This is a genomic window from Naasia sp. (assembly GCF_025465545.1).
Classification (GTDB): domain Bacteria; phylum Actinomycetota; class Actinomycetes; order Actinomycetales; family Microbacteriaceae; genus Naasia.
In genome coordinates, this window is sequence record NZ_JAODMK010000017.1 from 23,940 (window position 1) to 45,538 (window position 21,599).

A 21,599-nucleotide genomic window follows, 5' to 3' on the forward strand; every position below is an offset into this window, starting at 1 on the left:
TTTTCGTGTCGGGGTCGGCTGCACCTCGACCACCGGTGTTGCGAGCGTCAGTCCGTCGGCTGGAGCAGGTCGAGAAGCACGTCCTTGCGACCACGAGCGAGGCGCGCATAGGCACCAGTCGTTGCTTCCCGGAGCACGAAAGGTGCACGCAGCACCCGATTCTTCGGGAAGCGCGATCGCGCCTCTTCGTGCTTGAGGTTCGCCGCTGCCAGGTCTCTGGCCCATGGGATGACGCGGTCTCCCATCGCGTCGATTCCCGCCATCAGCGACCGGGCCTGAACGAGCAGCTTCTCGTTCCGCGCGCCGCCCGGTCGCATCAGCATCGTCAGCTTCTCGCCGCGACCGCGTCGGCGCACACCGCCCGAGCTGTTGGAACCGTGCATCCGGTACTTGATGGAGGGTCTGTCGTCGAAGGCGAGGTGACCGGTCGCCGCTGCGAGCAACGCATACCAGGCGTCGAGATGCCAAGTGGGCGGCAGAGGGGGCGCGGATTCGAACAGCGATCGCCGCATGGATGTCATCGCCCCATGGGCAACGAACCGGCGGATGAGCACCCGGAAGGACTCGCCCGCAGCGTAGTGTGCTCGCTCCTGCGGGGTGAACGACTGCGTCGTCATCATGGACCGTGAGCGCAGCTCTCCTTCTGCCCCGATGATCTCCGCGTCCGTGTGCAGGAACAGCAGCTGAGGGTCGGAAGCGAAAAGTTCGGCGACGCGCTCGAAGCGGTCGGGCAGGCACACGTCGTCGCTGTCACAGAAGACGATGACATCTCCTGTCGCCGCGTCGCAGATGCGCACCTTGTTCGGCTGAAGCCCGACCCGGGTGGGCTCGAGGATCGTCCACTCGATCGCCAGCCCCAGCTCTTCCGCCCGGAGCTTTGCGGCGAGCACGTCATCCATGCCACCGTCGCTCGACCCGTCATCCCCCACGACGATCTGATCCGGTGGCCGGGTCTGCGCGAGGATCGAGTCGAGTTGCTCCCTCAGGTACGGACGCGAGTTGTAGAAGGCGAGCGCGACGGAGATCGTCACTTCAGGGTCGTCCATGGCGGGTCCTCGGGGTCGCGTTCACGCAGGGTGTGCGGCTGGGGCGCCAGTCTAGCGATGGGGTGCAGCGGGCCAGGCAGTGGCCAGCCCTCGCCGCGTTGCGATGGCGGTGGGCCGTCCTCTTCCCGATCCTGTGGAGATGAAGCAGCACGCAAGCGGCGCTCAGCGCGGGCCGACCGACTCCGCGCTCGCCAGCGTGGTCTGCAGCTCCGCGCGCGACCGGGCAGCGGGAGCGCCCGGAATGCCGTCCGCGTCGGCCATCGTGAGGCCGAGCGGCCAGCGGGACCGCGGGTGCCAGCTCATCCGGACGCTGTGGCGGACCGCGAACCAGGTCGCGCCGACGAGCATCGCCAGGATGCCTGACGCCGCGGCGACGCCGAGGCTCCAGCGGGGCCCGAAGGCACTCGCCACCCAGCCGACGATCGGCGCGCCGATCAGCGTGGTCCCGGCGAAGATCGCCATGTAGAGGGACATCACGCGGCCGCGCAGCGGGGCGGGGGTGGTGGTCTGCACGTACGCGTTCGCGCTCGTCGTCATCACCATCGAACAGGCGCCCACGACCACGAGGGTCCCCGCGAACGTCCAGTACGAGGGCATCAGGGCGGCGGCGGTGCAGGCCAGCCCGAAGCCGCCGGCGGCGACCACGATGACGCGCAGCCGAGGCCGGTTGCGGTTGGCGGCGCCGAGTGCGCCGGTCAGTGAGCCGATCGCGAGGATCGAGGAGAGCAGGCCGAACTCGCCGGCGCCCTGATGGAACTCGATGCGCGCCATGGTGCTCGTGAAGATCGGGAAGTTGAGCCCGAAGGTGCCGACGAGGAAGACCATGGTGAGCAGCACGAGCACGTCGGGGCGGCCGCGCACGTATCGCAGGCCTTCGAGCATCCCGCCGCGGCCGCGCGCCGGCCGCTCGAGGGGCCGCAGCTCGCCGGTCCGGAGCAGGGCGAGCGCCACAAGCACGGCGGCGAACGTCGCGGCGTTGAGGAGGAACACCCAGCCGGGCCCGAAGGCCGCGACCGCGATCCCGGCCGCTGCGGGACCGATCAGCCGGGCGCCGTTGAACGACGCGGCGTTGAGGGCCACCGCGTTGGGCAGATCCTTGGCAGGCACCAGCTCCGCCACGAACGTCTGGCGAACCGGGTTGTCCACCGCGGTGACGACGCCGAGTGCGAGCGCGAAGGCGTAGACCATCCACAGCTGGGCCGAGCCGGACAGCGTGAGCACGCCCAGGCCGAGGGCGAGCAGCGCCTGCGCGCCCTGCGTGATCGCCATCAGCCGCCGACCGTCGAAGCGGTCGACGAGCACCCCGGCGAACGGCCCGAGCACCAGCAGGGGACCGAACTGAAGGGCCATGGTCACCCCCACCGCGAAGGCGTCCTGATGGGTGAGCTCGGTGAGGACGATCCAGTCCTGCGCGGTGCGCTGCATCCAGGCGCCGATGTTGGAGATGAGCCCGCCGAAGAACCAGAGCCGGTAGTTGCGCCGGCCGAGCGAGCGGAAGGTGGCCCTCACGACTCGGCCAGCTTGCGGAGGATGTCCGTGACCGACAGGAGCCGCTCCCTCTCCTCCGAGCTGAGCCGGCCGAACTCGGCGCTGAACCAGCGGGCCCGGAGGCGCCGGGTCTCCGCGGTGACGGCACGCCCCCGGTCGGTGAGGGCGATGAGGACCTTGCGCGCGTCGTCCGGCGACGGGGTGCGGGCGACGTAGCCGGCCTCCTCGAGAGCGTTGACGGTGCGGTTCATCGAGGGAGGGGTCACTCGTTCGGAAGTGGCGAGCTCGCCGGGAGTGCAGCTGCCGAGCAGGTCGAGGCGCCAGAGCACGCCCATCTGGCTGTCCGTCACGTGCTCGTCGCCGCGCTCCGAGCGGATGCGGCGGGCGACCTTCTGGAGCAGCAGGCGGAGCTCGTTCTCGGGGGTGTCCTGCGGGTCCGCCATGTCGTCGTTAGTCTAGCTCATTAGCGCGGCTAAGGATTCGGTCCGCACTCGGCAGGGTTCGGCGGACCCCGCGGTCAGCGGTCCGGGAACCCGTGCGGGAGGCCCGAGAGCACCGGGCCGAGGGAGTCGAGCCGCTCGCGCTCCAGCCGGTGGGCGCGCAGTTCGCGGTCGCGCCGGATCGCGGCGATCGCGGCGAGGAAGAACTCCGGATCGGCGCCGTCGGGCAGGGGAGACACGAATGCGGCCGCCTCCGCCGCGAGCCCCGCCGCGAGCCGCTGCCGGGCGGCGGGCGCCATCCGGGTCGCCTGCGAGAGGAAGGCGGCGATGCGGCGCGCGAGCCGGTCCGGCATGCGTGCCACGTCCGCGGTGCGGGACCAGGGTTCCAGCACTTCGGGCACCCCGTAGACCGGCTCGACGATCATCGGGACCCGCTCGTGCTGCGAATAGGTGCCGGCGACCAGATCGCCGAGCCGCTTCGCTCGCGGGTTGACGAGCGACACGATGGCGGCGAGGCCGCCGAAGGTGAAGTAGACCTCGAGCACGCCCGTGAGCGCGCGGATGAGGGCGTGCCGGAATCCGATCGCGCCGCCGTCGTCCCGCACGATGCGGGCGCCGATCGCGAGCTTGCCCAGCGAGCGTCCGTGCGTGACCGTCTCCACGGCGGTCGGCACCACGACGAGCACGAGCACCAGCATGGCGATGATGATCGCGGCGCCCAGTGCGTCATCGATCGGCACGACGGACGAGAAGAAGCCGAGGGCGAGCAGGGCGCCGAGAATCACCGCGAGCGCGGCGACGATGTCGATGGCGGCGCCGGCGGCCCGGAGGATCATGCTCGCCGGCCGGACGTCGAGCGCGACGGCCTCGCCGACGACCAGCTCGTCGTCGCGCGATGCGGCGACGGCTCCAGGATCGGCCATGCCATCATCGTAGGCGTGGACCTCGACGCGTACGCGGCAGCGCATCGCGACGAGTGGGACCGCCTCGACGAGCTCGCCCGCAAGGGGAGGCTCTCCGGCGCCGAGGCCGACGAGCTGATCGAGCGCTACCAGACCGGCGCCAGCCACCTGTCGGCGATCAAGACGACCGCCGGCTCGACCGTGGTGGGGGACCGGCTCTCGGTCGGCCTCTCCCGGGCGCGGCTGCGCTTCACCGGCGCCGGCGCCAACGTGCTGCGCCAGGTGCCCCTGTTCTTCGCGGCGCAGCTGCCCGCGGCGCTCTACCGCATCCGGTGGCTCACCCTCGCGGTCGCGGTCGTCACGGCGATCATCGCGCTGCTCTACGGCACCTGGGTCGTGAACGATCCGCAGGTGCTCGCCAGCTTCGGCAGCGACGACGACCTGAAGCAGCTGGTCAACGAGGACTTCGTCAACTACTACAGCGACAACCCGGCCGCGTCGTTCACCGGCCAGGTGTGGACCAACAACGCCTGGATCGCCGCCCAGTGCGTGGCGTTCGGGATCGCCGGGGTGTTCGTGCCCTACATCGTGCTGTCCAACGCTCAGAACGTGGGAGTGACGGGCGGGATCATGTTCGCCTACGACAAGGGCGACGTGTTCTTCCAGTACATCCTTCCGCACGGCATGCTCGAGCTGACCGCCGTGTTCGTCGCCGCGGCGGCGGGGCTGCGGATCTTCTGGTCCTGGATCGCCCCCGGCCCTCGCACTCGAGGGCAGGCGCTGGCGGAGGATGGGCGGGCGCTCTTCACGGTGGCGATCGGGCTTGTCTTCGTGCTCCTCGTCTCCGGCATCCTCGAGGGCTTCGTCACCCCGCAGCCCTGGCCGTGGCCGGTCAAGATCGGCATCGGCGCGCTCGCGCTCGCGGCGTTCCTGGCCTACCTGATCGTCGTCGGCGGCCGCGCGGTACGGGCGGGCGAGACGGGCGACCTCGGCGAGTTCGAGGCCGGCGCTCGCCGCATCGTCGCGGGCTGACCCCGCACGCGCCGCAGCATCCTCCGTCGCTAGGCTCGCCGCTATGTCCGCCGACGAAGCGCCGCGCCGACGGCGCGGGCGCCCCAAGGCCGCCGAGGCGGGCGACACCCGTGGGCGCATCCTCACCGCGGCAGCGCAGGAGTTCTCGCGGCACGGCTACGAAGCGGTCAGTCTTCGGTCCGTCGCTCGCGCGGCCGGGGTGGACGCGGCGCTCGTCCATCACTACTTCGAGGACAAGGCGGAGCTGTTCACCCAGTCCATGGGGCTGCCCTTCCGCCCGGACCGACTCGTGCACGCCGCACTCGCCGGCCCCCGCGAGGATGTCGGAGCGAACCTCCTCCGGGCCGCGCTCGCCAGCCTCGACCGCCCGGCCGCGCGGACCGGCGTGCTGGGGCTGCTGCGGACCGCGCTCGGGCACGAGTTCGCCGCCGAGCTCCTGCGCCAGTTCCTCGTGCGCGAGGTGCTCCACCGGGTGGCCGAGGAGCTCGACCTGCCCGACGGGGAGCTGCGGGCCACGCTCACCGCGTCCCAGCTCGTCGGCCTCGTCGTGCTGCGCTACGGGATCCGTGCGGAGCCACTCGCCCAGGCCTCCGTCGAGGAGCTGGTCGCCCGGGTGGGGCCCGTGCTGCAGTGGCACCTGCTGGGCTTCCCCGACCCTCTTGACCCGGGAGAGCGACCGCGCGAATAATTCATCGCATGGTGAATAGTCAGGCGGCGGTCCTCATCGAGGACCTCCGGGTCCGCCGCGACAAGCACGAAGTGCTGCATGGCATCGACCTGCGCGTGCCGCCCGGTGCCGTGGTCGGGGTGCTCGGCCCGAGCGGAGGGGGCAAGAGCACGCTGCTGCGGGCGATCGTCGGCGTGCAGATCGTCCAGAGCGGGCGCGTGGACGTGCTCGGCCTGCCCGCCGGCTCGGCCGCCCTCCGCTCGCGCGTCGCCTACATGACCCAGGGGACCAGCGTCTACGACGACCTCACGGTCCGGCAGAACCTCGCCTACTTCCGGGCGATCCTCGGCGTCGCCCGGTCGGAGGTGGACCGGGTGATCGAGGCCACCGATCTCGGCGATGTCGCCGACAGCCTCGTCGAGACCCTCTCCGGCGGGCAGCGCAGCCGCGTCTCGCTGGCCGGCGCCCTGCTCGGCTCCCCCGAGCTGCTCGTGCTCGACGAGCCCACGGTGGGGCTGGACCCCGTGCTGCGCGGCGAGCTCTGGCGGCTGTTCCGCACGCTCGCCGCCGGGGGAGTCACCCTGCTCGTGTCCAGCCACGTGATGGACGAGGCGGCCCGATGCGACCGGCTGCTGCTCCTGCGTGAGGGCGAGATCCTCGCGGACGACACCCCTGCCGGACTCCTGGAGTCCACCGGCGGGGTCGACACCGAGGATGCCTTCCTCCGCCTGATCGAGCGCGCGACGACCGATGTCCGGGGGGTCTCATGAAGCCCACCGCCACCCTGGCGACCGCCGCCCGGGTGCTGCGCCAGATCCTGCACGATCCGCGCACCATCGCCCTCCTCGTCGTGGTGCCGAGCCTGCTCATCGGCCTGATGGCCTGGCTGTTCGACACGACGCCCGTGTTCGCCCAGGTGGGGCCCGCGATGCTCGCCCTGTTCCCGTTCATCGTGATGTTCCTGGTGACGAGCATCTCGACGCTGCGTGAGCGGCGGTCGGGAACGCTCGAGCGGCTGCTGACCCTGCCGCTCCGGCGACTCGACATCATCCTCGGCTACGCGCTCGCCTTCGGCGTGGCCGCCATCGTGCAGGCCGGCGTCGCCGTGGGGTTCGCGATCTACGTCTGCGGCCTCGACGTCGAGGGCTCCCTCTGGCTCCTCCTCGGCGTGGCCGTGCTCGACGCCATCCTCGGGACCACGCTGGGGCTGCTGGCGAGCGCGTTCGCCCGCACCGAGTTCCAGGTCGTGCAGTTCATGCCGGCGCTCGTGTTCCCGCAGGTGCTCCTCGGCGGAGTGTTCCTTCCCCGGGATCAGCTGCCCGACGTCCTCCGATCGATCTCGGACTGGCTTCCCCTGTCCCACGCCATCGACGCGCTCAACGCGATCGCCCGCGGGACCGAGGACATCGGCGGCGACCTCCTGATCGTCGCGGCGTTCGCGCTCGGCGCCGTGCTCCTCGGCGCGCTGACCCTCCGCCGCAGGACGCCGTAGCCCGCCCCTCGGCTATCCGAGCAGCAGCGGGACGCGAGCGGTCAGAGGCGGCCTGCCGCCTTGAGGGCGAGGTACCGGTCGGCGAGGGCCGGCGGGAGGTCGGCCGGCGCGCCCGTGACCACGTCGCCGCCGAGGCGCCGGACCGCTGCGGCGACCCGCCCGGTGTCGAGCAGGGCGCGCTCCGCGGCGGCGGCGCGGTAGACGCTCTCGCGATCGCCGCGCTCGCGCGTGGTGGCCAGCACCTCGGGGTCGGTGACGGACGCGACCACGACGACGTGCGAGCGGGTGAGCTGCGGAAGCACCGACAGCAGTCCCCGAGACATCCCGCTCGCATCGATCGAGGTGAGCAGCACCACGAGCGAGCGCTGCGACGTGATCCCGCGCACCTGAGCCGGAACCGCGGCCCAGTCGGTCTCGATCAGGTCGGGCTCGAGCGGGGCCATGGCATCCACCATGCGGGAGAGCAGGTCGGCACCGGTCGCACCCTGCACCCGGGCACGCACGCGACGGTCGAAGGCGATCATGTCGACGCGGTCGCCCGCCCGAGTCGCGAGGGCCGCGAGCAGCAGGGTGGCCTCGAAGGCCGTGTCGAGCCGGGGCTCGTCGGCCACGCGGGCCGCCGAGGTGCGGCCGGAGTCGAGGACGAGAACGACCCTTCGGTCCCGTTCGGGACGCCAGGTGCGCACCATCACCTCCTGGCCGGCCCGGGCGCCGCCGTGCCGCGCGGTGGCGCGCCAGTCGATGGAGCGCACGTCGTCGCCCCGGACGTACTCGCGCAGCGAGTCGAACTCGGTGCCCTGACCCCGGATCATCACGCTGGTGCGGCCGTCGAGCTCCCGCAGTCGAGCGAGGCGCGAGGGCAGGTGCCGGCGCGAGGTGAAGGGGGGAAGCACGCGGATCGCGGCGGGGGAGCTGAGGGTCGCCTGGCGTGCCCAGAGCCCGAGCGGGCCGAGCGAGCGGATGGTCACCTGCTCGGTGCGGCGCTCGCCGCGGCGCAGCGGGGTGAGCGAGAAGTCCGCGGCCCTGCGCTCGCCCGGCGGGATCGTCATCGGCACGCGGCTGCGCGCCGAGCCTGCCGAGGGCTGCCACGCATCGCGGACCAGACCGTGAAGCAGACGCCGACCCGTGTTGGTGACGAGGAGCCGGGCCGCCGTGGTCTCGCCGAGCCGCACCCGGCCCGGCAGGTCGCGCTCGAGGGCGACGTGCCGGGGGGAGGCGGCCGCGGCGAGGTCCAGCAGCCCGATGCCGCACACGAGCAGCAGCCAGCCGAGCAGCGCCCAGCCCCCGGCGTCGGAGGCGATGCTGAACCCGAGCACCGGAACGATGCCGAGGAGCACGAGCAGGACGAAGCGCCCGGTGACCGCCATCAGAGCGTCCCGGGGCGCGGCACACGGGCGCGGCAGAGAGGCAGGACCGCCATCAGAGCGTCCCGGCTCGCGGCGTCCGCGCGGGGTGCATCAGATGGGGACCTGGACCTGCGCGAGGATCGATCGCAGGATCGAGTCGCCCGAGACGCCCTCGAGCTCGGCCTCCGGGCGCAGCTTGATGCGGTGCCGCAGCACGGGGAGCACCATCTCCTGCACGTGGTCGGGCGTGACACTGTCGAACCCCTGCAGCCAGGCCCACGCCTTGGAGGCGGCCAGCAGGGCGGTCGACCCGCGGGGCGACACGCCGAGCGCGACCGAGGGGGAGCTGCGGGTGGCCCGCGCGATGTCCACCGTGTAGCCGAGCACATCCTCGGACGCGCCCACCCGGCGCACCTCCTCCTGCGCCAGCGCGAGCTCCTGGGGGCCGAGCACGGCCCGCACTCCCGCCCCGGCGAGGTCGCGCGGGTTGAAGCCGGCGGAGTGCCGGCGGAGCACCTCGAACTCGATGTCCCGTGGCGGCACGTCGAGGACGAGCTTGAGCAGGAACCGGTCGAGCTGGGCCTCGGGGAGCGTGTAGGTGCCCTCGTACTCGATCGGGTTCTGGGTCGCGGCCACGAGGAAGGGCGAGGGCAGCAGGCGGGTCTGCCCGTCGACGGACACCTGACGCTCCTCCATCGCCTCGAGCAGCGCGGACTGGGTCTTCGGCGGGGTCCGGTTGATCTCGTCGGCGAGGAGGATGTTGGTGAAGACCGGGCCCTCCCGGAACGTCAGCGCGCCGGCCTCGTAGATCATCGAGCCGGTCACGTCACCCGGCATGAGGTCCGGAGTGAACTGCACCCGCTTCGTGTCGAGCTGCAGCGTGTGGCTGAGAGTGCGCACCAGCAGGGTCTTGGCGACGCCGGGGACCCCCTCGAGCAGCACGTGGCCGCGGGCGAGCAGCGCGATGATCAGTCCCGTCACCGCGCCGTCCTGCCCGACGACGGCCTTGCCCACCTCGGCGCGGACGGCGGCCATTCTCTGGCGGAGTTCGTCGGTCATGAGTCCATTCTCTCGGGCCTGCGGGGATGGGTGCTGCGGGGGTCGACGGCGGTGCGCACGTCGGCTTCGAGCGTGAGGAGGCGGTCGCTGAGGTCGACGAGCGCGGCGTCCGAGCCGGGGTCCGCGTCGAGGAGCAGTTCGCGCACCTCGTCGGCGGGGCGGCCCGTCGCCGCCGCCGAGGCGCGGACCACGTCCTCCACGGACGCGGTGCGTGCGAGACCGAGGGTGCTGGCCAGCCGCCCGATCGAGCCGATGCGCAGGGCGTCGAGGGCGCGCCGGCGTGCCGAGGAGCGCTGGTACAGCCGGGCGCGGCCCTCCATCGTCTCCCGGGAGCGCACGATCACGGGCAGGTCCTCGACGACGAGGGGGCCGAGGCGGCGGCCACGCCACAGCGCTGCGGCGAGGAAGACCGCGAGGAACAGCACGAGGACGGGGGTGACCCACTCGGGCGTGAGCTGAGCGAGACTCGGCTGCCCGCCGGCGCCCGCATCGGCGAGGTCGAGGAACGTGGGCAGGTACCAGATGAGATGCTCGCGCTCGCCGAGGAGGTTGAGCGCGAGGGCGGCGTTGCCGTCGCTCGCGATGTGCTCGTTGTCGAACGGCTCCGAATCGGCGAGCAGCGTGACCGCGGTTCGTCCGCTGTCGGTCCGGGCGAGCTGGAACGAGCCCGAGTCGTCGGGGTAGCAGAAGAGGGCGCCGGCCGCGCCGCCTTCCGCCGGCCGGAAGGTGCTGCGTCCCGGGGTGACCGCGCCCGCCCTGGTGGCGGCGGGAAGGGAGCACTCGGGGGAGAGGGGGGCGCCCGCGTCGGTCGCTCCCGAGAAGGTCACCGAGGGGGCGTAGGCGTCGAGCACGTCGATGTTCGGCGCGATCACCACCAGGCGGTCGGCGAGTTCGCCGAGCCGGCCGAGCCGGTCGGCACTGAGCAGGCTGCCGCTGTCGAAGAGCAGGATCGTCGTCTGCTCGGGCGCAGTCGCAGCCTGGCGCACCTCGTCGAGGGACGCCGCCGTGATCACGTCGACTCCCTGGCCGCTGAGCACCTGGGCGAGGGCCATCCCGCCGCTCGGGCCCGGGTTGTCCGCACCGAGGGCGTCGGTTCCCCGCGAGCCGTTCACGGTCAGCGCCCAGACGGTCGCGACGACGAGGACGGCCGCCACAACGGCGATCCAGAGCCGGGTGCGGCGCAGGAGCCGGCGCACGGTCGGCGTGACGGCGGGAGCGTCGCCCGAGCGCGGATCCGCGGGTGCCGGTCCCCCAGGCGGTGCGGGCGACGGTGCGGTGCTCATCGCGCGCCGACCGGTGCGGGCCGACGGGCGCGCAGAGTGCGGTCCAGATCGGCCATCCGCCGGTACTGCTCCTCGGTGCCCGCCCTGCCCAGGTAGCGCACGTCCTCGAAGTCGATCGCCGCAGCGGAGAGGGCCCCGGCGGAATCGGGGAACGGCGCGGACGCGGCGCGCGCGAAGCCGCGGGCCGTCATGCCGGGATAGGCGTCGACGAGGGTCCGCTCGGCGAGTCCGCGCGCCACCGCGCGGAACAGCTCCGCGATGGCGGCGGTGAAGTCCCCAGCGGTCGCGGCGCGCTCGGCCGCCGCACGCATCTCGTCGGCGGTCCTGGCGTCGTCCTCACCGAACACCGCGCTGGTCAGCCTGCTGCGCCGATTGAGCCGAGGCCGGCCGAACACGAGGAAGGCCGCCACGAGGAGTGCGGTGAGGAGCAGCACCACGACGACGAGTGCCGCGGCGCCCTGCCCGTCGTTCGCGTCGCCGAGGAGGGTGTCGAGCCAGTCGAAGAACGCCTGCGAGGCGAGGTCGAACCAGGTCGGCCGCGCCGCCTGGTAGCTGCTCTTGCCGAGCTCGTCGAGCAGCCAGCCGCGGCCCTGCTGGCCGTCCGGCTCGACCGGCACCGACCGTGCCAGCGCGAGCAGCGGCGTCACGCCGCCCCGGGAGCGAACGGATCGGCGGAGGGGTTCCCGCCCTCGACGTGCCGCTGCAGGACCAGATCGAGGCCCTCCTTGCGCATCCGCAGGTCGAGGTAGATGAGGGCGACGAGCGTCGACATCAGGAAGGTGGTGATCGCGCCGATGAAGATCGAGAGGACCACGGTGAGGATCTGCACGGCGACCGTGACGACGATCGCGGATCCGGTGCCGTTGGGGTCGATGAGCACGGCGACGACCTGGAGCAGCGAGAGCGGCGCCGTGATGATCTGCGCCGCGATCGACAGGATGACCGTCACGAGCAGCTGCACCCCGAGCGTGCGCCAGAAGAAGCCGGTGGTGAGGCTCCACGAGCGGACCACGGCACTCCGGATGCCCGCCCGCTCCAGCACGATCACGCTCGGCACGACACAGAGCTTGGTGAAGACCCAGAAGCCGGCCACGATCGCGCCGAGCCCGAGGATCACTCCCACGCTGATTCCGATCGCGATGCCCACGGGGCCGAGCGAGACGCCGAGCAGGATGATGCCGGCGATGACGAGGAGCGCGACCAGGATGGCGGCCGCGGCCAGAAGCGTCCAGGCGATGAGCGGCCGCATCCGGCCCTTGACCTGCGGCCACACGTCGCGCACTGTCGGCCGCTCGCCGAGCGTGGCTCGCGCGACCGCCGCCACGACGATGCCCTGGAGCAGCGCGGCCGTCACGTAGTTGAGTGCGAGGAGCACGATGCCGCCGATCACGCTGCCGGCGATCGAGCCGGCGATGAGCGGAGCCTGCTCCGGGTCGCTCCAGTCGGTGATGCGGGCGAAGCCCGCGAAGAAGATGCCGGCCAGCACGCCGCCGCTCAGCAGGAGCACGCCGAGCTGGATCAGGAAGGAGAGGCCGACGATGCCCGGACTGCGGCGGAGCATGGCGAACGGCGCCGAGAGCAGGGTGCCGAAGGCGATCGGTCGCAGAGGCACGATGCCCGGCTTCGGCGGAGGGGTCCAGCCGGGAGGAGGGGGAACCGCGTCGTACGGCGAAGGCGGCGGCACCACGGGCGGCACAGCGCCCGGCGCGGCGCGCGGGGCGGCGAACTCGCCGTAGCGGGGCCGGCCTGCTGGACCGCCGGGGGACTGCCAGTCGGAGCTGCCCGGATCGGTCACGCGTCCATCGTGGCACAGGCCGCCTCGCCGCGACCGCAGGCGCCCGTGCACGCCGTCGACGCCCGATTTCGAGGTGCGCGTGCCCTCATGTCGGCCGTTCTACCGCCGGACGTACACTGTGGGCACCATGAGCGACCACGGCACCGGCAGCCCGCGCATCCTCGTCGTCGACGACGATGCGGCGCTGGCCGAGATGATCGGCATCGTGCTGCGCTCGGAAGGCCTCTCGCCGAGCTTCTGCGCCGACGGGGGAGAGGCGCTCGCGGCCTTCCGGGAGCACCGTCCCGACCTCGTGCTGCTCGACCTGATGCTGCCCACGCTCGATGGCATCCAGGTGTGCGCCCAGATCCGGGCGGAGTCCGGAACCCCGATCATCATGCTCACCGCGAAGTCGGACACCTCCGACGTGGTCAAGGGACTCGAGTCGGGCGCTGACGACTATGTGGTGAAGCCGTTCAACCCCAAGGAGCTCGTCGCGCGGATCCGCGCCCGGCTCCGCCCCAGCGCGTCCGCGAACGGCCTGCTGCAGGTGGGCGACCTCCTGGTCGATGCGGCCGGGCACGAGGTGCGCCGCGGCGGGCAGCGGATCAACCTCACTCCTCTCGAGTTCGACCTCCTGCTCACCCTCGCCAGCAAGCCGCAGCAGGTGTTCACCCGCGAGATGCTCCTCGAGCAGGTGTGGGGCTACCACTACAAGGCGGACACCCGGCTCGTGAACGTGCACGTGCAGCGACTCCGCGCCAAGGTCGAGGAGGACCCCGAGAACCCGCGGATCGTCATGACCGTGCGCGGGGTCGGCTACCGCGCCGGCGCCTCCACCTGACGTGACCACCGTGGCGGACCCCCGCGCGGACGGTGTCCGCCGTCTCCCTCTCGGGATCCGGCTGGCGAGCATCACCCGTTCGCCGCGCACCGCCTACGAGGCCGTGGTGCGGGCGTTCCGGCGCTCGCTCGAGGTGCGGATCGTCGCGATCACCGTGCTGCTCTCCACGATCGCCCTGATCGGCACAGCGACGTACATGACGTACACGATCGGCAACGGCCTCTTCGACGCCCGGGTGCTGCAGGTGCGCGAGGAGGCGACCCGGGCCACCGACGCGGCGCAGTCGTCGTTCGACACCACGACGGCATCGACCGACGCCGACCTCAGCGCCCTGGAGCTGTCGGTGATCGAGTCGGTCTCCTCGATCGCTACCTCGTACTCCGGCATCGCGTTCCTCCGTGCCGAGGGGACGGAGGCCACCATCGGCCTGCCCGACGTGGTGCGCGGCGAGGCCGACCAGTTCGTCAGCACGCAGCTGAGGGACAAGGTGACCACGGGGCAGGCGGACCAGTACTGGCAGTCGGTGAGCATCCCCGCGCCGGGCGGCGTGCCGCATCCGGGGCTGATCGTCGGCTCCGCCGTGACCGTGCCGGGCGCCGGGGTGTACGAGCTGTACCTGCTGTTCGACTTCGATGACGTGCAGCAGACCCTCACCTTCGTGCAGGGCACGATCGGTGTGGGCGGCCTCGCCCTCATCCTGCTCATCGGAGCCGTCACCTGGGTCGTGGTGCAGCTGGTCATCGCCCCCATCCGGATCGCGGCCGAGACGAGCCGCAAGCTCGCCGCGGGGCAGCTGGAGGAGCGCATCCCCGAGCACGGCGAGGACGTCATCGCCACCCTCGCGCACTCGTTCAACGGCATGGCGGACAGCCTGCAGCGGCAGATCCTGCAGCTCGGCAACCTGTCCCGGGTGCAGCAGCGGTTCGTCTCCGACGTGTCGCACGAGTTGCGCACGCCCCTCACGACCATCCGGCTCGCGGGGGATGTGCTCTACGACCAGCGGGACAAGTTCGACCCGACCACGGCGCGCACCGCCGAGCTGCTGCACACCCAGGTGGACCGGTTCGAGCTGCTGCTCACCGACCTCCTCGAGATCAGCCGCTACGACGCCCACGCGGTGGAGATCGAGCGCGAGCCGGTGAACCTGGTGCAGCTCGTCCAGGACGCGATGAGCGGCATGGAGACCCTGGCCGAGCGGAAGGGCTCCGAGCTGGAGCTGGTCGCCCCGGGCGGGCACTTCACCGCCGAGCTCGACGCGCGGCGCATCCGCCGCATCGTGCGCAACCTCCTCGCCAACGCGATCGAGCACGGGGAGAGCAGGCCCGTGGTGGTCACGGTCGACAGCAACGAGACGGCCGTGGCGATCGCGGTGCGCGACCACGGCGTGGGCATGACCAAGCCGGACGCCGATCGCGTGTTCGACCGGTTCTGGCGCGCCGACCCCTCCCGCAAGCGCACCACCGGCGGGACGGGGCTCGGCCTCGCGATCTCGCTCGAGGACGCGACCCTGCACGACGGAACGCTCGACGTGTGGTCGGTGCCGGGCGGGGGATCGTGCTTCCGGCTGACGCTGCCGCGGACGGTCGGCGTCCCGATCGCCGCGTCGCCCCTGGGGCTTCCCCCCGAGGAGACCGAATGAGCAGGCTGAGGATGACCCGTGCGGCCCTGGCGGCCGCGGTCGTCGTCGCGCTCGCCGGCTGCGCGTCCATCCCCATGTCGGGCCCGGTCAACGAGGGGGACCCGCTCACCCCGGGCGAGGCGCTCGGCTTCGACTTCCGTCCGCAGGGCCCCGATGTTGGCGCCTCGCAGTCCGAGATCCTCGCCGGCTTCCTGGCCGCGGGCGCAGGCCCGCAGGACAACTACCAGGTGGCGCGGCAATTCCTCACCAGCACCTTCGCGAAGGAGTGGGACCCGGGCGCCAGCGTCACCGTGCACGGACCCGCGACCACCGCCCTGTCCGACGGACAGGGCGGGATGCGGCTGATGGTCCCCGCCGTCGGCCGGGTCGACGGCCGAGGCCGCTACGAGGAGTACGGCAAGCCGCTCCTGGTGGAACTGCCCTTCCGGATGGCCAAGGAGGACGGCGAGTGGCGCATCACCCAGGCGCCGAACGGCATCGTGCTGTCCACCGGCTTCTTCGACCGGCTCTTCGCCGAGCGCGCCCTCTACTTCTATGACGCCGGCTTCGACTACCTCGTCCCCGACCTCCGGTGGTTCCCCTCGACCGCCGAGGCGCCCACCCGGGTGGTGGAGGCGCTCCTCGACGGTCCGTCCGCCCCGCTCGCCTCGCCCGTGCTCGTCTCCGCTTTCCCTGAGGGCACGAACCTCGAGCGGCAGTCGGTGACCTCCCTGGGCGGCGAGGCGGTGGTCGAGCTCAACAACGAGGTCGTCCGGGCCGACCCCATCACTCAGCAGCGCATGCAGTACCAGCTGGAGCGCAGCCTCGTGGGCGGCTCCATCATCTCCGTGCGGATGAGCGTCGACGGGAGCGAGGTGGAGGTGGACCCGTTCGGCTCGGCCGCTCCCATCGTGCAGCCGCTCGTCAACCCGCGGGCGCTGGCCGGGCGTGCCGACCAGTTCGGCTTCCTCACCGCGGACGAGATCGCGCCCATCCAGGGGCTCTCCGACACCATCGTCGCGCTGAAGCCCACGGCCGCCGTGTACTCCGATGCCGACCAGCTCACCGCGGTCCTCACCGACGGGGGCGTCCTCGCCGTGCGGCCAGGGAGTCCTGCCGTGCCCATCGACGACCGTGGCGGACTGGTCGCCCCCAGCCTCGACTCCCAGGGCTTCGTGTGGACCGTCCCCGGCGGTGATCCCTCCGCCATCCGGGCCACCGCGCCGGGCCGCGATCCGGCGCCCGTCGCCGCGAAGGGCCTCACCGACGCGACCGAGATCCTCTCCCTCGCGGTGTCCCGCGACTCCGCGCGGCTTCTCACCCTCCTCCGCACGGTCGACGGGGTCAGCCTGCGGGTGTTCGGCATCGGGCGGGACGGCACCGGGCGGCCCCTCGCGCTCTCGGACGACTGGTTCGACCTCGTGCCGCCGGCTGGGGACCCGGTGACCGCGACCTGGGCGGCCGACACCACGGTGGCCAGCCTCGGCCGGGACGAGGACGGCGGCTCCTCGGTCACCACCCAGGAGGTGGGCGGGCGGGTCTCCGACACCCTCGGCGAGCTGGCGGATGCCGTGGCACTCGTGGGCGGCAACGGCCTCAGCGGGCTCCGTGCACTCCGCTCCGACGGCAGCGTGCAGGTGCTCCGCGGCTCCGGCTGGCAGACGGTCGCCACCGACGTCGCCTTCCTCGCCGCCCAGCGCTGAGCTCCTCCCCAGAAGGGCGCCGGACGCCGGGGTGCACGGATGGGGGGAGGAGGGACCGGCGGCGGTGCGGGCAGGAGCACGATGCAGGGATGTCGCCCCCGCTTCCGTCCCCGGTGCGGTCGGCCCTCGCCGACGCGCTCGCGCTGGTGCTGCCCGTCGAGTGCGCGGGCTGCGGCGCCCCCGACCGCGCCGTCTGCCCGGCATGCGAGCAATCCCTGCAGACTCCGGTGCGGACCCGGCGGCTGGCGCGATCCGCGCTCGAGGTCTTCAGCGCCACTGCCTACGCGGGACCCGTGCAGCACCTCCTGCCCGCCGTCAAGGACGGCGGACGCACCGAGGCGGCGGGCTGCCTCGGTGCCGCCCTGAGGCGGGCGCTCGAAGCGGGCGCCCGCACGCACGAGGAGCGCGCGCTCGGGCCGCCCGAAGCTCGAGCGCCGGCACTCGTGGTCCCCGTGCCGAGCGCCCGAACGGCGACCCGCCGGCGGGGCTACCTGCCCGTGCTGCTCCTCCTGCGAAGGGCCGGCGTTGCCGCGCACCCCGCGCTCCGGTTCTGCCGGCGCGTGCGGGACCAGTCCGGTCTGTCAGCGGGGGAGCGCGCGCGAAACATCGCGGGCAGCATGACTGCCGCCGGTTCGGTGGCGGGCCGCCGTGTGATCCTCGTGGACGACGTCGTGACGACGGGCGCCTCCCTGCTGGAGGCGGCGCGAGCCATCGAGGAGCGGGGCGGACTGGTGCTCTTCGCGGCGACCGTCGCGTCGACGCCCCCACCCGACGCCCCAGTAGGGGGCGAGCCGCAGTCCCCGGAAACTTAACCGGTGACACCTCGGGGTGCCGGGATTAGGGTCGGGTAAAGGCGTTCCAGATCGCCCGTCCCTCGACCAGGAAGTGACTCCCGAGACAGGGATCCTTCCGATCGAGACACTCCGTGAGGGCGACGCGCCTGAATCACGGGAGGTCAACATGGACATCACCCTCATCGGAAGAAACTGCAACATCACCGATCGCTTCCGGGCTCACGTCGAGGAGAAGTCCCAGAAGATCGATTCGTTCGCCGATGCCGCGGCCATCCTCGAGGTCCGTCTGTGCCGCCACCACCAGACGAGCGGGTCGTCATCGGGTGACGACCGGGTGGAGCTCACGCTGCTGGGCCCCGGCCCCCTGATCCGTGCCGAGGCGGGCGCGTCCGACAAATACGTCGCATTCGACATGGCCTTCGACAAGCTCATGGAACGGCTCCGCAGAGCCCGCGATCGACGCAAGGTGCATCGCGGACTGCATCGCCCGTCGACGGTGCGCTCGGTCGACCACGGAGACTTCCGGCTCGCCGATGTGGTCCCCGCCGACGCGGAGACGCTGCGGCGGATCGATCCCGAGACCGGCACGATCGGCATCGTGCCGGACACCGCGGCGAGCCTCACCGAGGAGGCCTCCGCGGATGAGCCGACCGGCTACGAGGGCTACTCGCCGGTCGTCATCCGGCGCAAGGTGTTCTCGTCCTCGCCGATGACGGTGGACGACGCCCTCTACTACATGGAGCTCGTGGGGCACGACTTCTACCTCTTCATCGACTCGGAGACCAGCCGGCCGAGCGTCGTCTATCGGCGCAAGGGCTGGGACTACGGAGTGATCGGCATCGACGAGCACGCCGACGAGGTGCAGGAAGTGGCGACGGCCGCACGGGCCTTCCTCCGCTGACCGCCTCGACGGCCGGCCGCGGCCGCGCCGGTCGATGAGCCGCCCGGCGGCGTCTCGGAACCGCACCCGGAGAGCGGGGAACGGGTTCGAGGCGCCGCCAGCGGCGCTCCTGGACCGCCTCGGGCAGGCGCCGGCGGTCGACGCCGCCGATGTCAACGGCTGGAGGGCGACCCCGATCTCCGGTAGGGACCTCCAGGTCACGGGCCGGTAACGCTGGTAACATGAGCGGCTGCGCTGCGGGACCGCTGTGCAAACCGTCATCCGTAAGCAGGGAGACAAGTCGGTGGCATCGGTACTGGAAAAGGTCCTTCGGGTCGGCGAGGGTCGCGTCCTCCGTCGGCTGGAGAACTACGCGAAGCAGGTCAATCACCTCGAGGACGACTTCACCCACCTCAGTGACGAGGAGCTGAAGGCGGAGACGGGTGTGCTGCGCGAGCGCTACTCCAACGGCGAGTCGCTGGACGACCTCCTGCCGGAGGCCTTCGCCGCAGTCCGTGAGGCATCCAAGCGCACGCTCGGCCTGCGGCACTTCGACGTGCAGGTGATGGGCGGCGCCGCCCTGCACCTCGGCAACATCGCCGAGATGAAGACCGGTGAGGGCAAGACGCTCGTGGCCACCCTGCCCGCATACCTCAACGCCATCACGTCCCGCGGCGTTCACGTCATCACGGTCAACGACTACCTGGCGAGCTACCAGTCCGAGCTGATGGGCCGCGTCTACCGCGCTCTCGGCATGACCACGGGCGTCATCCTCGCCGGCCAGACTCCCGCCGAGCGCCGCGAGCAGTACTCCGCGGACATCACCTACGGCACGAACAACGAGTTCGGCTTCGACTACCTCCGCGACAACATGGCCTGGCAGCCCCAGGACCTGGTGCAGCGCGGCCACTACTTCGCGATCGTCGACGAGGTGGACTCGATCCTCATCGACGAGGCCCGCACGCCGCTGATCATCTCCGGCCAGGCCTCCGGCGAGGCGAACCGCTGGTTCACCGAGTTCGCGAACATCGCCAAGCGGCTCGTGCCCGGCGAGGACTACGAGGTCGACGAGAAGAAGCGCACCGTGGGCGTGCTGGAGCCCGGCATCGAGAAGGTCGAGGACCACCTCGGCATCGACAACCTCTACGAGTCGGCGAACACCCCGCTGATCTCGTTCCTCAACAACTCGATCAAGGCCCGCGCGCTGTTCAAGAAGGACAAGGACTACGTCGTCATGAACGGCGAGGTGCTCATCGTCGACGAGCACACCGGACGCATCCTGATGGGCCGCCGCTACAACGAGGGCATCCACCAGGCAATCGAGGCCAAGGAGGGCGTCGAGGTCAAGGCCGAGAACCAGACCTTCGCCACGATCACCCTGCAGAACTACTTCCGCCTCTACACGAAGCTGTCCGGCATGACCGGGACGGCCGAGACCGAGGCGGCGGAGTTCATGTCCACCTACAAGCTCGGCGTCGTGGCGATCCCCACCAACCGGCCGATGCAGCGCACCGACCAGTCCGACCTCGTCTACAAGAACGAGCAGGCCAAGTTCGACCAGGTGGTCGAGGACATCGCCCGCCGGCACGAGACCGGCCAGCCCGTCCTCGTCGGCACCACGAGCGTGGAGAAGAGCGAGTACCTGTCCCGGCTACTGGCCAAGAAGGGCATCCGGCACGAGGTCCTCAACGCGAAGAACCACGCGCGGGAGGCGGCGATCGTCGCCCAGGCCGGGCGGCTCGGTTCGGTCACCGTCGCCACCAACATGGCTGGACGCGGTACGGACGTGATGCTCGGCGGCAACGCGGAGTTCCTCGCCGTCGCGGAGATGCACGCGCAGGGCCTCTCGCCCGTCGACACTCCCGACGAGTACGAGGCGGCCTGGGACGGCGTGTTCAGCCGGGTCAAGGCCGAGGTCGCCGTCGAAGCCGAGAAGGTCGTCGCCGCCGGGGGGCTCTATGTGCTCGGCACCGAGCGCCACGAGTCCCGCCGCATCGACAACCAGCTGCGCGGCCGCTCCGGACGCCAGGGCGACCCGGGGGAGAGCCGGTTCTACCTGTCCCTCACCGACGACCTGATGCGCCTGTTCAATTCGGGCGCCGCGGAGGCCCTGATGGGCCGCAACGGCGTGCCCGACGACCTCGCCATCGAGTCGAAGGTGGTCAGCCGCGCGATCCGGTCCGCACAGTCGCAGGTGGAGGCGCGCAACGCGGAGATCCGCAAGAACGTGCTGAAGTACGACGACGTCCTCAACCGCCAGCGCGAGGCGATCTACGCCGACCGCCGTCACATCCTCGAGGGCGACGACCTGCACGAGCGCACCCAGGCCTTCCTGGAGACCGTGATCGAGGAGGTCCTCGACTCGCACACCAGCGACGGCACCAGCGAGGACTGGGACTTCGACGCCCTGTGGGCGGAGCTCAAGACGCTCTACCCGATCGGCATCACCATCGAGGAGGTGCTCGCCGAGGCCGGCTCGAAGGGCCGGATCAACCGGGACTTCATCCAGCGCGAGATCCTCTCCGACGCCCGGCTCGCCTACTCGAAGCGGGAGAGCCAGCTCGGTTCGCCCGCCATGCGGGAGCTCGAGCGCCGCGTGGTCCTCTCGGTGATCGACCGCCGCTGGCGCGACCACCTCTACGAGATGGACTATCTGAAGGACGGCATCGGCCTGCGCGCCATGGCGCAGCGCGATCCGCTCGTCGAGTACCAGCGTGAAGGCTTCGCGCTGTTCCAGACGATGATGGGGCAGATCCGCGAGGAGACCGTCGGCTACCTGTTCAACCTCGAGGTCGAGGTGACCTCGAGCACGTCGGCGCCCACCGGCGCGATCCCGGCTCCCACGGTGGCGGCCAAGGGGCTCGGCGCGGCCGCGGCACCCGTGCAGAACCTCAGCTACTCGGCGCCGAGCGATGCGGGCGGCGTGGAGGTGCGCAACCAGCGGGGACAGCTGGAGCGTGCGGCCACCGCGAAGGCCCAGCAGAAGGCCGCGGAGCAGGAGCAGAGCCTCGCCCCGACCGCGGCCCGCTTCGGCCAGGCCGATGGACCGACGTCCGCGCCACGGCCCGCCGGGGGTGGCGCCGCTCGGCCCGCCCCGCAGCAGCGGCCGGCCGCGGCACGCGGCGCGTTCGGCCAATCCGGATCGCAGCCCGCGGCCCCCGCCCCGGTCAACCGGGCGCAGCGCCGTGCAGCGGAGAAGAACAAGGGCTGACGCCACCGCCGTCGATCGTC

Annotated in this window: 19 protein-coding genes; 10 read left to right on the forward strand and 9 right to left on the reverse strand. The window is 71.8% G+C overall.

From position 1 onward, the window contains the following. Window positions 1–47: 47 nt before the first annotated feature. The 4 genes from JWR33_RS05680 to JWR33_RS05695 form a co-directional block, all read right to left on the reverse strand. Entirely contained in the window at window positions 48–1,046 is a 999-nt protein-coding gene (locus JWR33_RS05680) for a glycosyltransferase (protein ID WP_297410168.1), read from the reverse strand. 162 nt (window positions 1,047–1,208) lie between these two features. Next, window positions 1,209–2,555: an MFS transporter gene (locus JWR33_RS05685; protein ID WP_297410169.1), complete on the reverse strand. Its 1,347-nt coding sequence runs from the start codon at window positions 2,553–2,555 to the stop codon at window positions 1,209–1,211. Beyond that, window positions 2,552–2,977, reverse strand: coding sequence for a MarR family transcriptional regulator (locus JWR33_RS05690; protein ID WP_297410171.1), 426 nt, complete (start codon window positions 2,975–2,977; stop codon window positions 2,552–2,554). The genes JWR33_RS05685 and JWR33_RS05690 overlap by 4 nt, the downstream gene beginning before the upstream one ends. A 74-nt stretch (window positions 2,978–3,051) precedes the next feature. Beyond that, complete coding sequence (locus JWR33_RS05695) at window positions 3,052–3,897, reverse strand: RDD family protein (RefSeq protein ID WP_297410173.1); 846 nt, start codon at window positions 3,895–3,897, stop codon at window positions 3,052–3,054. Between the two features lie 15 nt (window positions 3,898–3,912). Here JWR33_RS05695 and JWR33_RS05700 point away from each other — a divergent pair, with 15 nt between their 5' ends. Genes JWR33_RS05700 through JWR33_RS05715 form a run of 4 tightly spaced genes read left to right on the forward strand, consistent with a single transcriptional unit; the run spans window position 3,913 to window position 7,067 of the window. Further along, window positions 3,913–4,908 (forward strand): stage II sporulation protein M, encoded by a 996-nt coding sequence (locus JWR33_RS05700; RefSeq protein WP_297410175.1) that lies wholly within the window; start codon window positions 3,913–3,915, stop codon window positions 4,906–4,908. A gap of 43 nt (window positions 4,909–4,951) precedes the next feature. After that, complete coding sequence (locus tag JWR33_RS05705; RefSeq protein ID WP_297410177.1) at window positions 4,952–5,596, forward strand: TetR family transcriptional regulator; 645 nt, start codon at window positions 4,952–4,954, stop codon at window positions 5,594–5,596. Between the two features lie 8 nt (window positions 5,597–5,604). Further along, window positions 5,605–6,345, forward strand: a complete 741-nt coding sequence (locus tag JWR33_RS05710; RefSeq protein ID WP_297410179.1) for an ABC transporter ATP-binding protein — start codon at window positions 5,605–5,607, stop codon at window positions 6,343–6,345. After that, window positions 6,342–7,067, forward strand: a complete 726-nt coding sequence (locus JWR33_RS05715; RefSeq protein WP_297410181.1) for an ABC transporter permease — start codon at window positions 6,342–6,344, stop codon at window positions 7,065–7,067. Before JWR33_RS05710 ends, JWR33_RS05715 begins: the two co-directional genes overlap by 4 nt. A gap of 41 nt (window positions 7,068–7,108) precedes the next feature. On the opposite strand, the gene JWR33_RS05720 is transcribed toward JWR33_RS05715, so the two are convergent. The 5 genes from JWR33_RS05720 to JWR33_RS05740 form a co-directional block, all read right to left on the reverse strand. Continuing rightward, window positions 7,109–8,434 (reverse strand): DUF58 domain-containing protein, encoded by a 1,326-nt coding sequence (locus tag JWR33_RS05720; RefSeq protein ID WP_297410183.1) that lies wholly within the window; start codon window positions 8,432–8,434, stop codon window positions 7,109–7,111. Between the two features lie 90 nt (window positions 8,435–8,524). Next, the gene (locus JWR33_RS05725) at window positions 8,525–9,472 is read right to left on the reverse strand and encodes a MoxR family ATPase (protein ID WP_297410185.1); all 948 of its coding nucleotides are present in this window, start codon (window positions 9,470–9,472) and stop codon (window positions 8,525–8,527) included. After that, window positions 9,469–10,755 carry a DUF4350 domain-containing protein gene (locus JWR33_RS05730; protein WP_297410186.1) on the reverse strand — a complete coding sequence of 429 codons (1,287 nt, stop codon included), beginning with the start codon at window positions 10,753–10,755 and terminating at the stop codon, window positions 9,469–9,471. Before JWR33_RS05730 ends, JWR33_RS05725 begins: the two co-directional genes overlap by 4 nt. Next, window positions 10,752–11,402, reverse strand: a complete 651-nt coding sequence (locus tag JWR33_RS05735; RefSeq protein ID WP_297410187.1) for a DUF4129 domain-containing protein — start codon at window positions 11,400–11,402, stop codon at window positions 10,752–10,754. Before JWR33_RS05735 ends, JWR33_RS05730 begins: the two co-directional genes overlap by 4 nt. Further along, window positions 11,399–12,550 carry a hypothetical protein gene (locus JWR33_RS05740; RefSeq protein ID WP_297410188.1) on the reverse strand — a complete coding sequence of 384 codons (1,152 nt, stop codon included), beginning with the start codon at window positions 12,548–12,550 and terminating at the stop codon, window positions 11,399–11,401. Before JWR33_RS05740 ends, JWR33_RS05735 begins: the two co-directional genes overlap by 4 nt. A 127-nt stretch (window positions 12,551–12,677) precedes the next feature. Here JWR33_RS05740 and mtrA point away from each other — a divergent pair, with 127 nt between their 5' ends. The 6 genes from mtrA (at window position 12,678) to secA (ending at window position 21,579) form a co-directional block, all read left to right on the forward strand. Beyond that, a complete protein-coding gene (mtrA, locus tag JWR33_RS05745) occupies window positions 12,678–13,373 on the forward strand; it encodes an MtrAB system response regulator MtrA (protein WP_297410189.1) in 696 nt (231 codons plus the stop codon). A gap of 1 nt (window position 13,374) precedes the next feature. Further along, complete coding sequence (gene mtrB / locus JWR33_RS05750; protein ID WP_297410190.1) at window positions 13,375–15,012, forward strand: MtrAB system histidine kinase MtrB; 1,638 nt, start codon at window positions 13,375–13,377, stop codon at window positions 15,010–15,012. Continuing rightward, entirely contained in the window at window positions 15,009–16,694 is a 1,686-nt protein-coding gene (locus JWR33_RS05755; protein ID WP_297410191.1) for an LpqB family beta-propeller domain-containing protein, read from the forward strand. The genes mtrB and JWR33_RS05755 overlap by 4 nt, the downstream gene beginning before the upstream one ends. A gap of 89 nt (window positions 16,695–16,783) precedes the next feature. Next, window positions 16,784–17,506, forward strand: coding sequence for a phosphoribosyltransferase family protein (locus tag JWR33_RS05760; protein WP_297410192.1), 723 nt, complete (start codon window positions 16,784–16,786; stop codon window positions 17,504–17,506). A gap of 148 nt (window positions 17,507–17,654) precedes the next feature. After that, window positions 17,655–18,389 carry a ribosome-associated translation inhibitor RaiA gene (gene raiA, locus JWR33_RS05765; protein ID WP_297410193.1) on the forward strand — a complete coding sequence of 245 codons (735 nt, stop codon included), beginning with the start codon at window positions 17,655–17,657 and terminating at the stop codon, window positions 18,387–18,389. A 283-nt stretch (window positions 18,390–18,672) separates the two neighbouring features. Beyond that, on the forward strand, window positions 18,673–21,579 hold the full coding sequence (secA, locus tag JWR33_RS05770) for a preprotein translocase subunit SecA (protein ID WP_297410194.1): 2,907 nt from the start codon (window positions 18,673–18,675) through the stop codon (window positions 21,577–21,579). The last annotated feature ends 20 nt before the right edge of the window (window positions 21,580–21,599 follow it).

What these genes read in the sequence shown, in the direction of transcription:
- JWR33_RS05680 (WP_297410168.1), bottom strand. Translation starts at nt 1,046, where the DNA reads ATGGACGACCCTGAAGTGACGATCTCCGTCGCGCTCGCCTTCTACAAC.
- JWR33_RS05690 (WP_297410171.1), bottom strand. Translation starts at nt 2,977, where the DNA reads ATGGCGGACCCGCAGGACACCCCCGAGAACGAGCTCCGCCTGCTGCTC.
- JWR33_RS05695 (WP_297410173.1), bottom strand. Translation starts at nt 3,897, where the DNA reads ATGGCCGATCCTGGAGCCGTCGCCGCATCGCGCGACGACGAGCTGGTC.
- JWR33_RS05705 (WP_297410177.1), top strand. Translation starts at nt 4,952, where the DNA reads ATGTCCGCCGACGAAGCGCCGCGCCGACGGCGCGGGCGCCCCAAGGCC.
- JWR33_RS05710 (WP_297410179.1), top strand. Translation starts at nt 5,605, where the DNA reads ATGGTGAATAGTCAGGCGGCGGTCCTCATCGAGGACCTCCGGGTCCGC.
- JWR33_RS05715 (WP_297410181.1), top strand. Translation starts at nt 6,342, where the DNA reads ATGAAGCCCACCGCCACCCTGGCGACCGCCGCCCGGGTGCTGCGCCAG.
- JWR33_RS05720 (WP_297410183.1), bottom strand. Translation starts at nt 8,434, where the DNA reads ATGGCGGTCACCGGGCGCTTCGTCCTGCTCGTGCTCCTCGGCATCGTT.
- JWR33_RS05725 (WP_297410185.1), bottom strand. Translation starts at nt 9,472, where the DNA reads ATGACCGACGAACTCCGCCAGAGAATGGCCGCCGTCCGCGCCGAGGTG.
- JWR33_RS05730 (WP_297410186.1), bottom strand. Translation starts at nt 10,755, where the DNA reads ATGAGCACCGCACCGTCGCCCGCACCGCCTGGGGGACCGGCACCCGCG.
- mtrA (WP_297410189.1), top strand. Translation starts at nt 12,678, where the DNA reads ATGAGCGACCACGGCACCGGCAGCCCGCGCATCCTCGTCGTCGACGAC.
- JWR33_RS05755 (WP_297410191.1), top strand. Translation starts at nt 15,009, where the DNA reads ATGAGCAGGCTGAGGATGACCCGTGCGGCCCTGGCGGCCGCGGTCGTC.
- JWR33_RS05760 (WP_297410192.1), top strand. Translation starts at nt 16,784, where the DNA reads ATGTCGCCCCCGCTTCCGTCCCCGGTGCGGTCGGCCCTCGCCGACGCG.
- raiA (WP_297410193.1), top strand. Translation starts at nt 17,655, where the DNA reads ATGGACATCACCCTCATCGGAAGAAACTGCAACATCACCGATCGCTTC.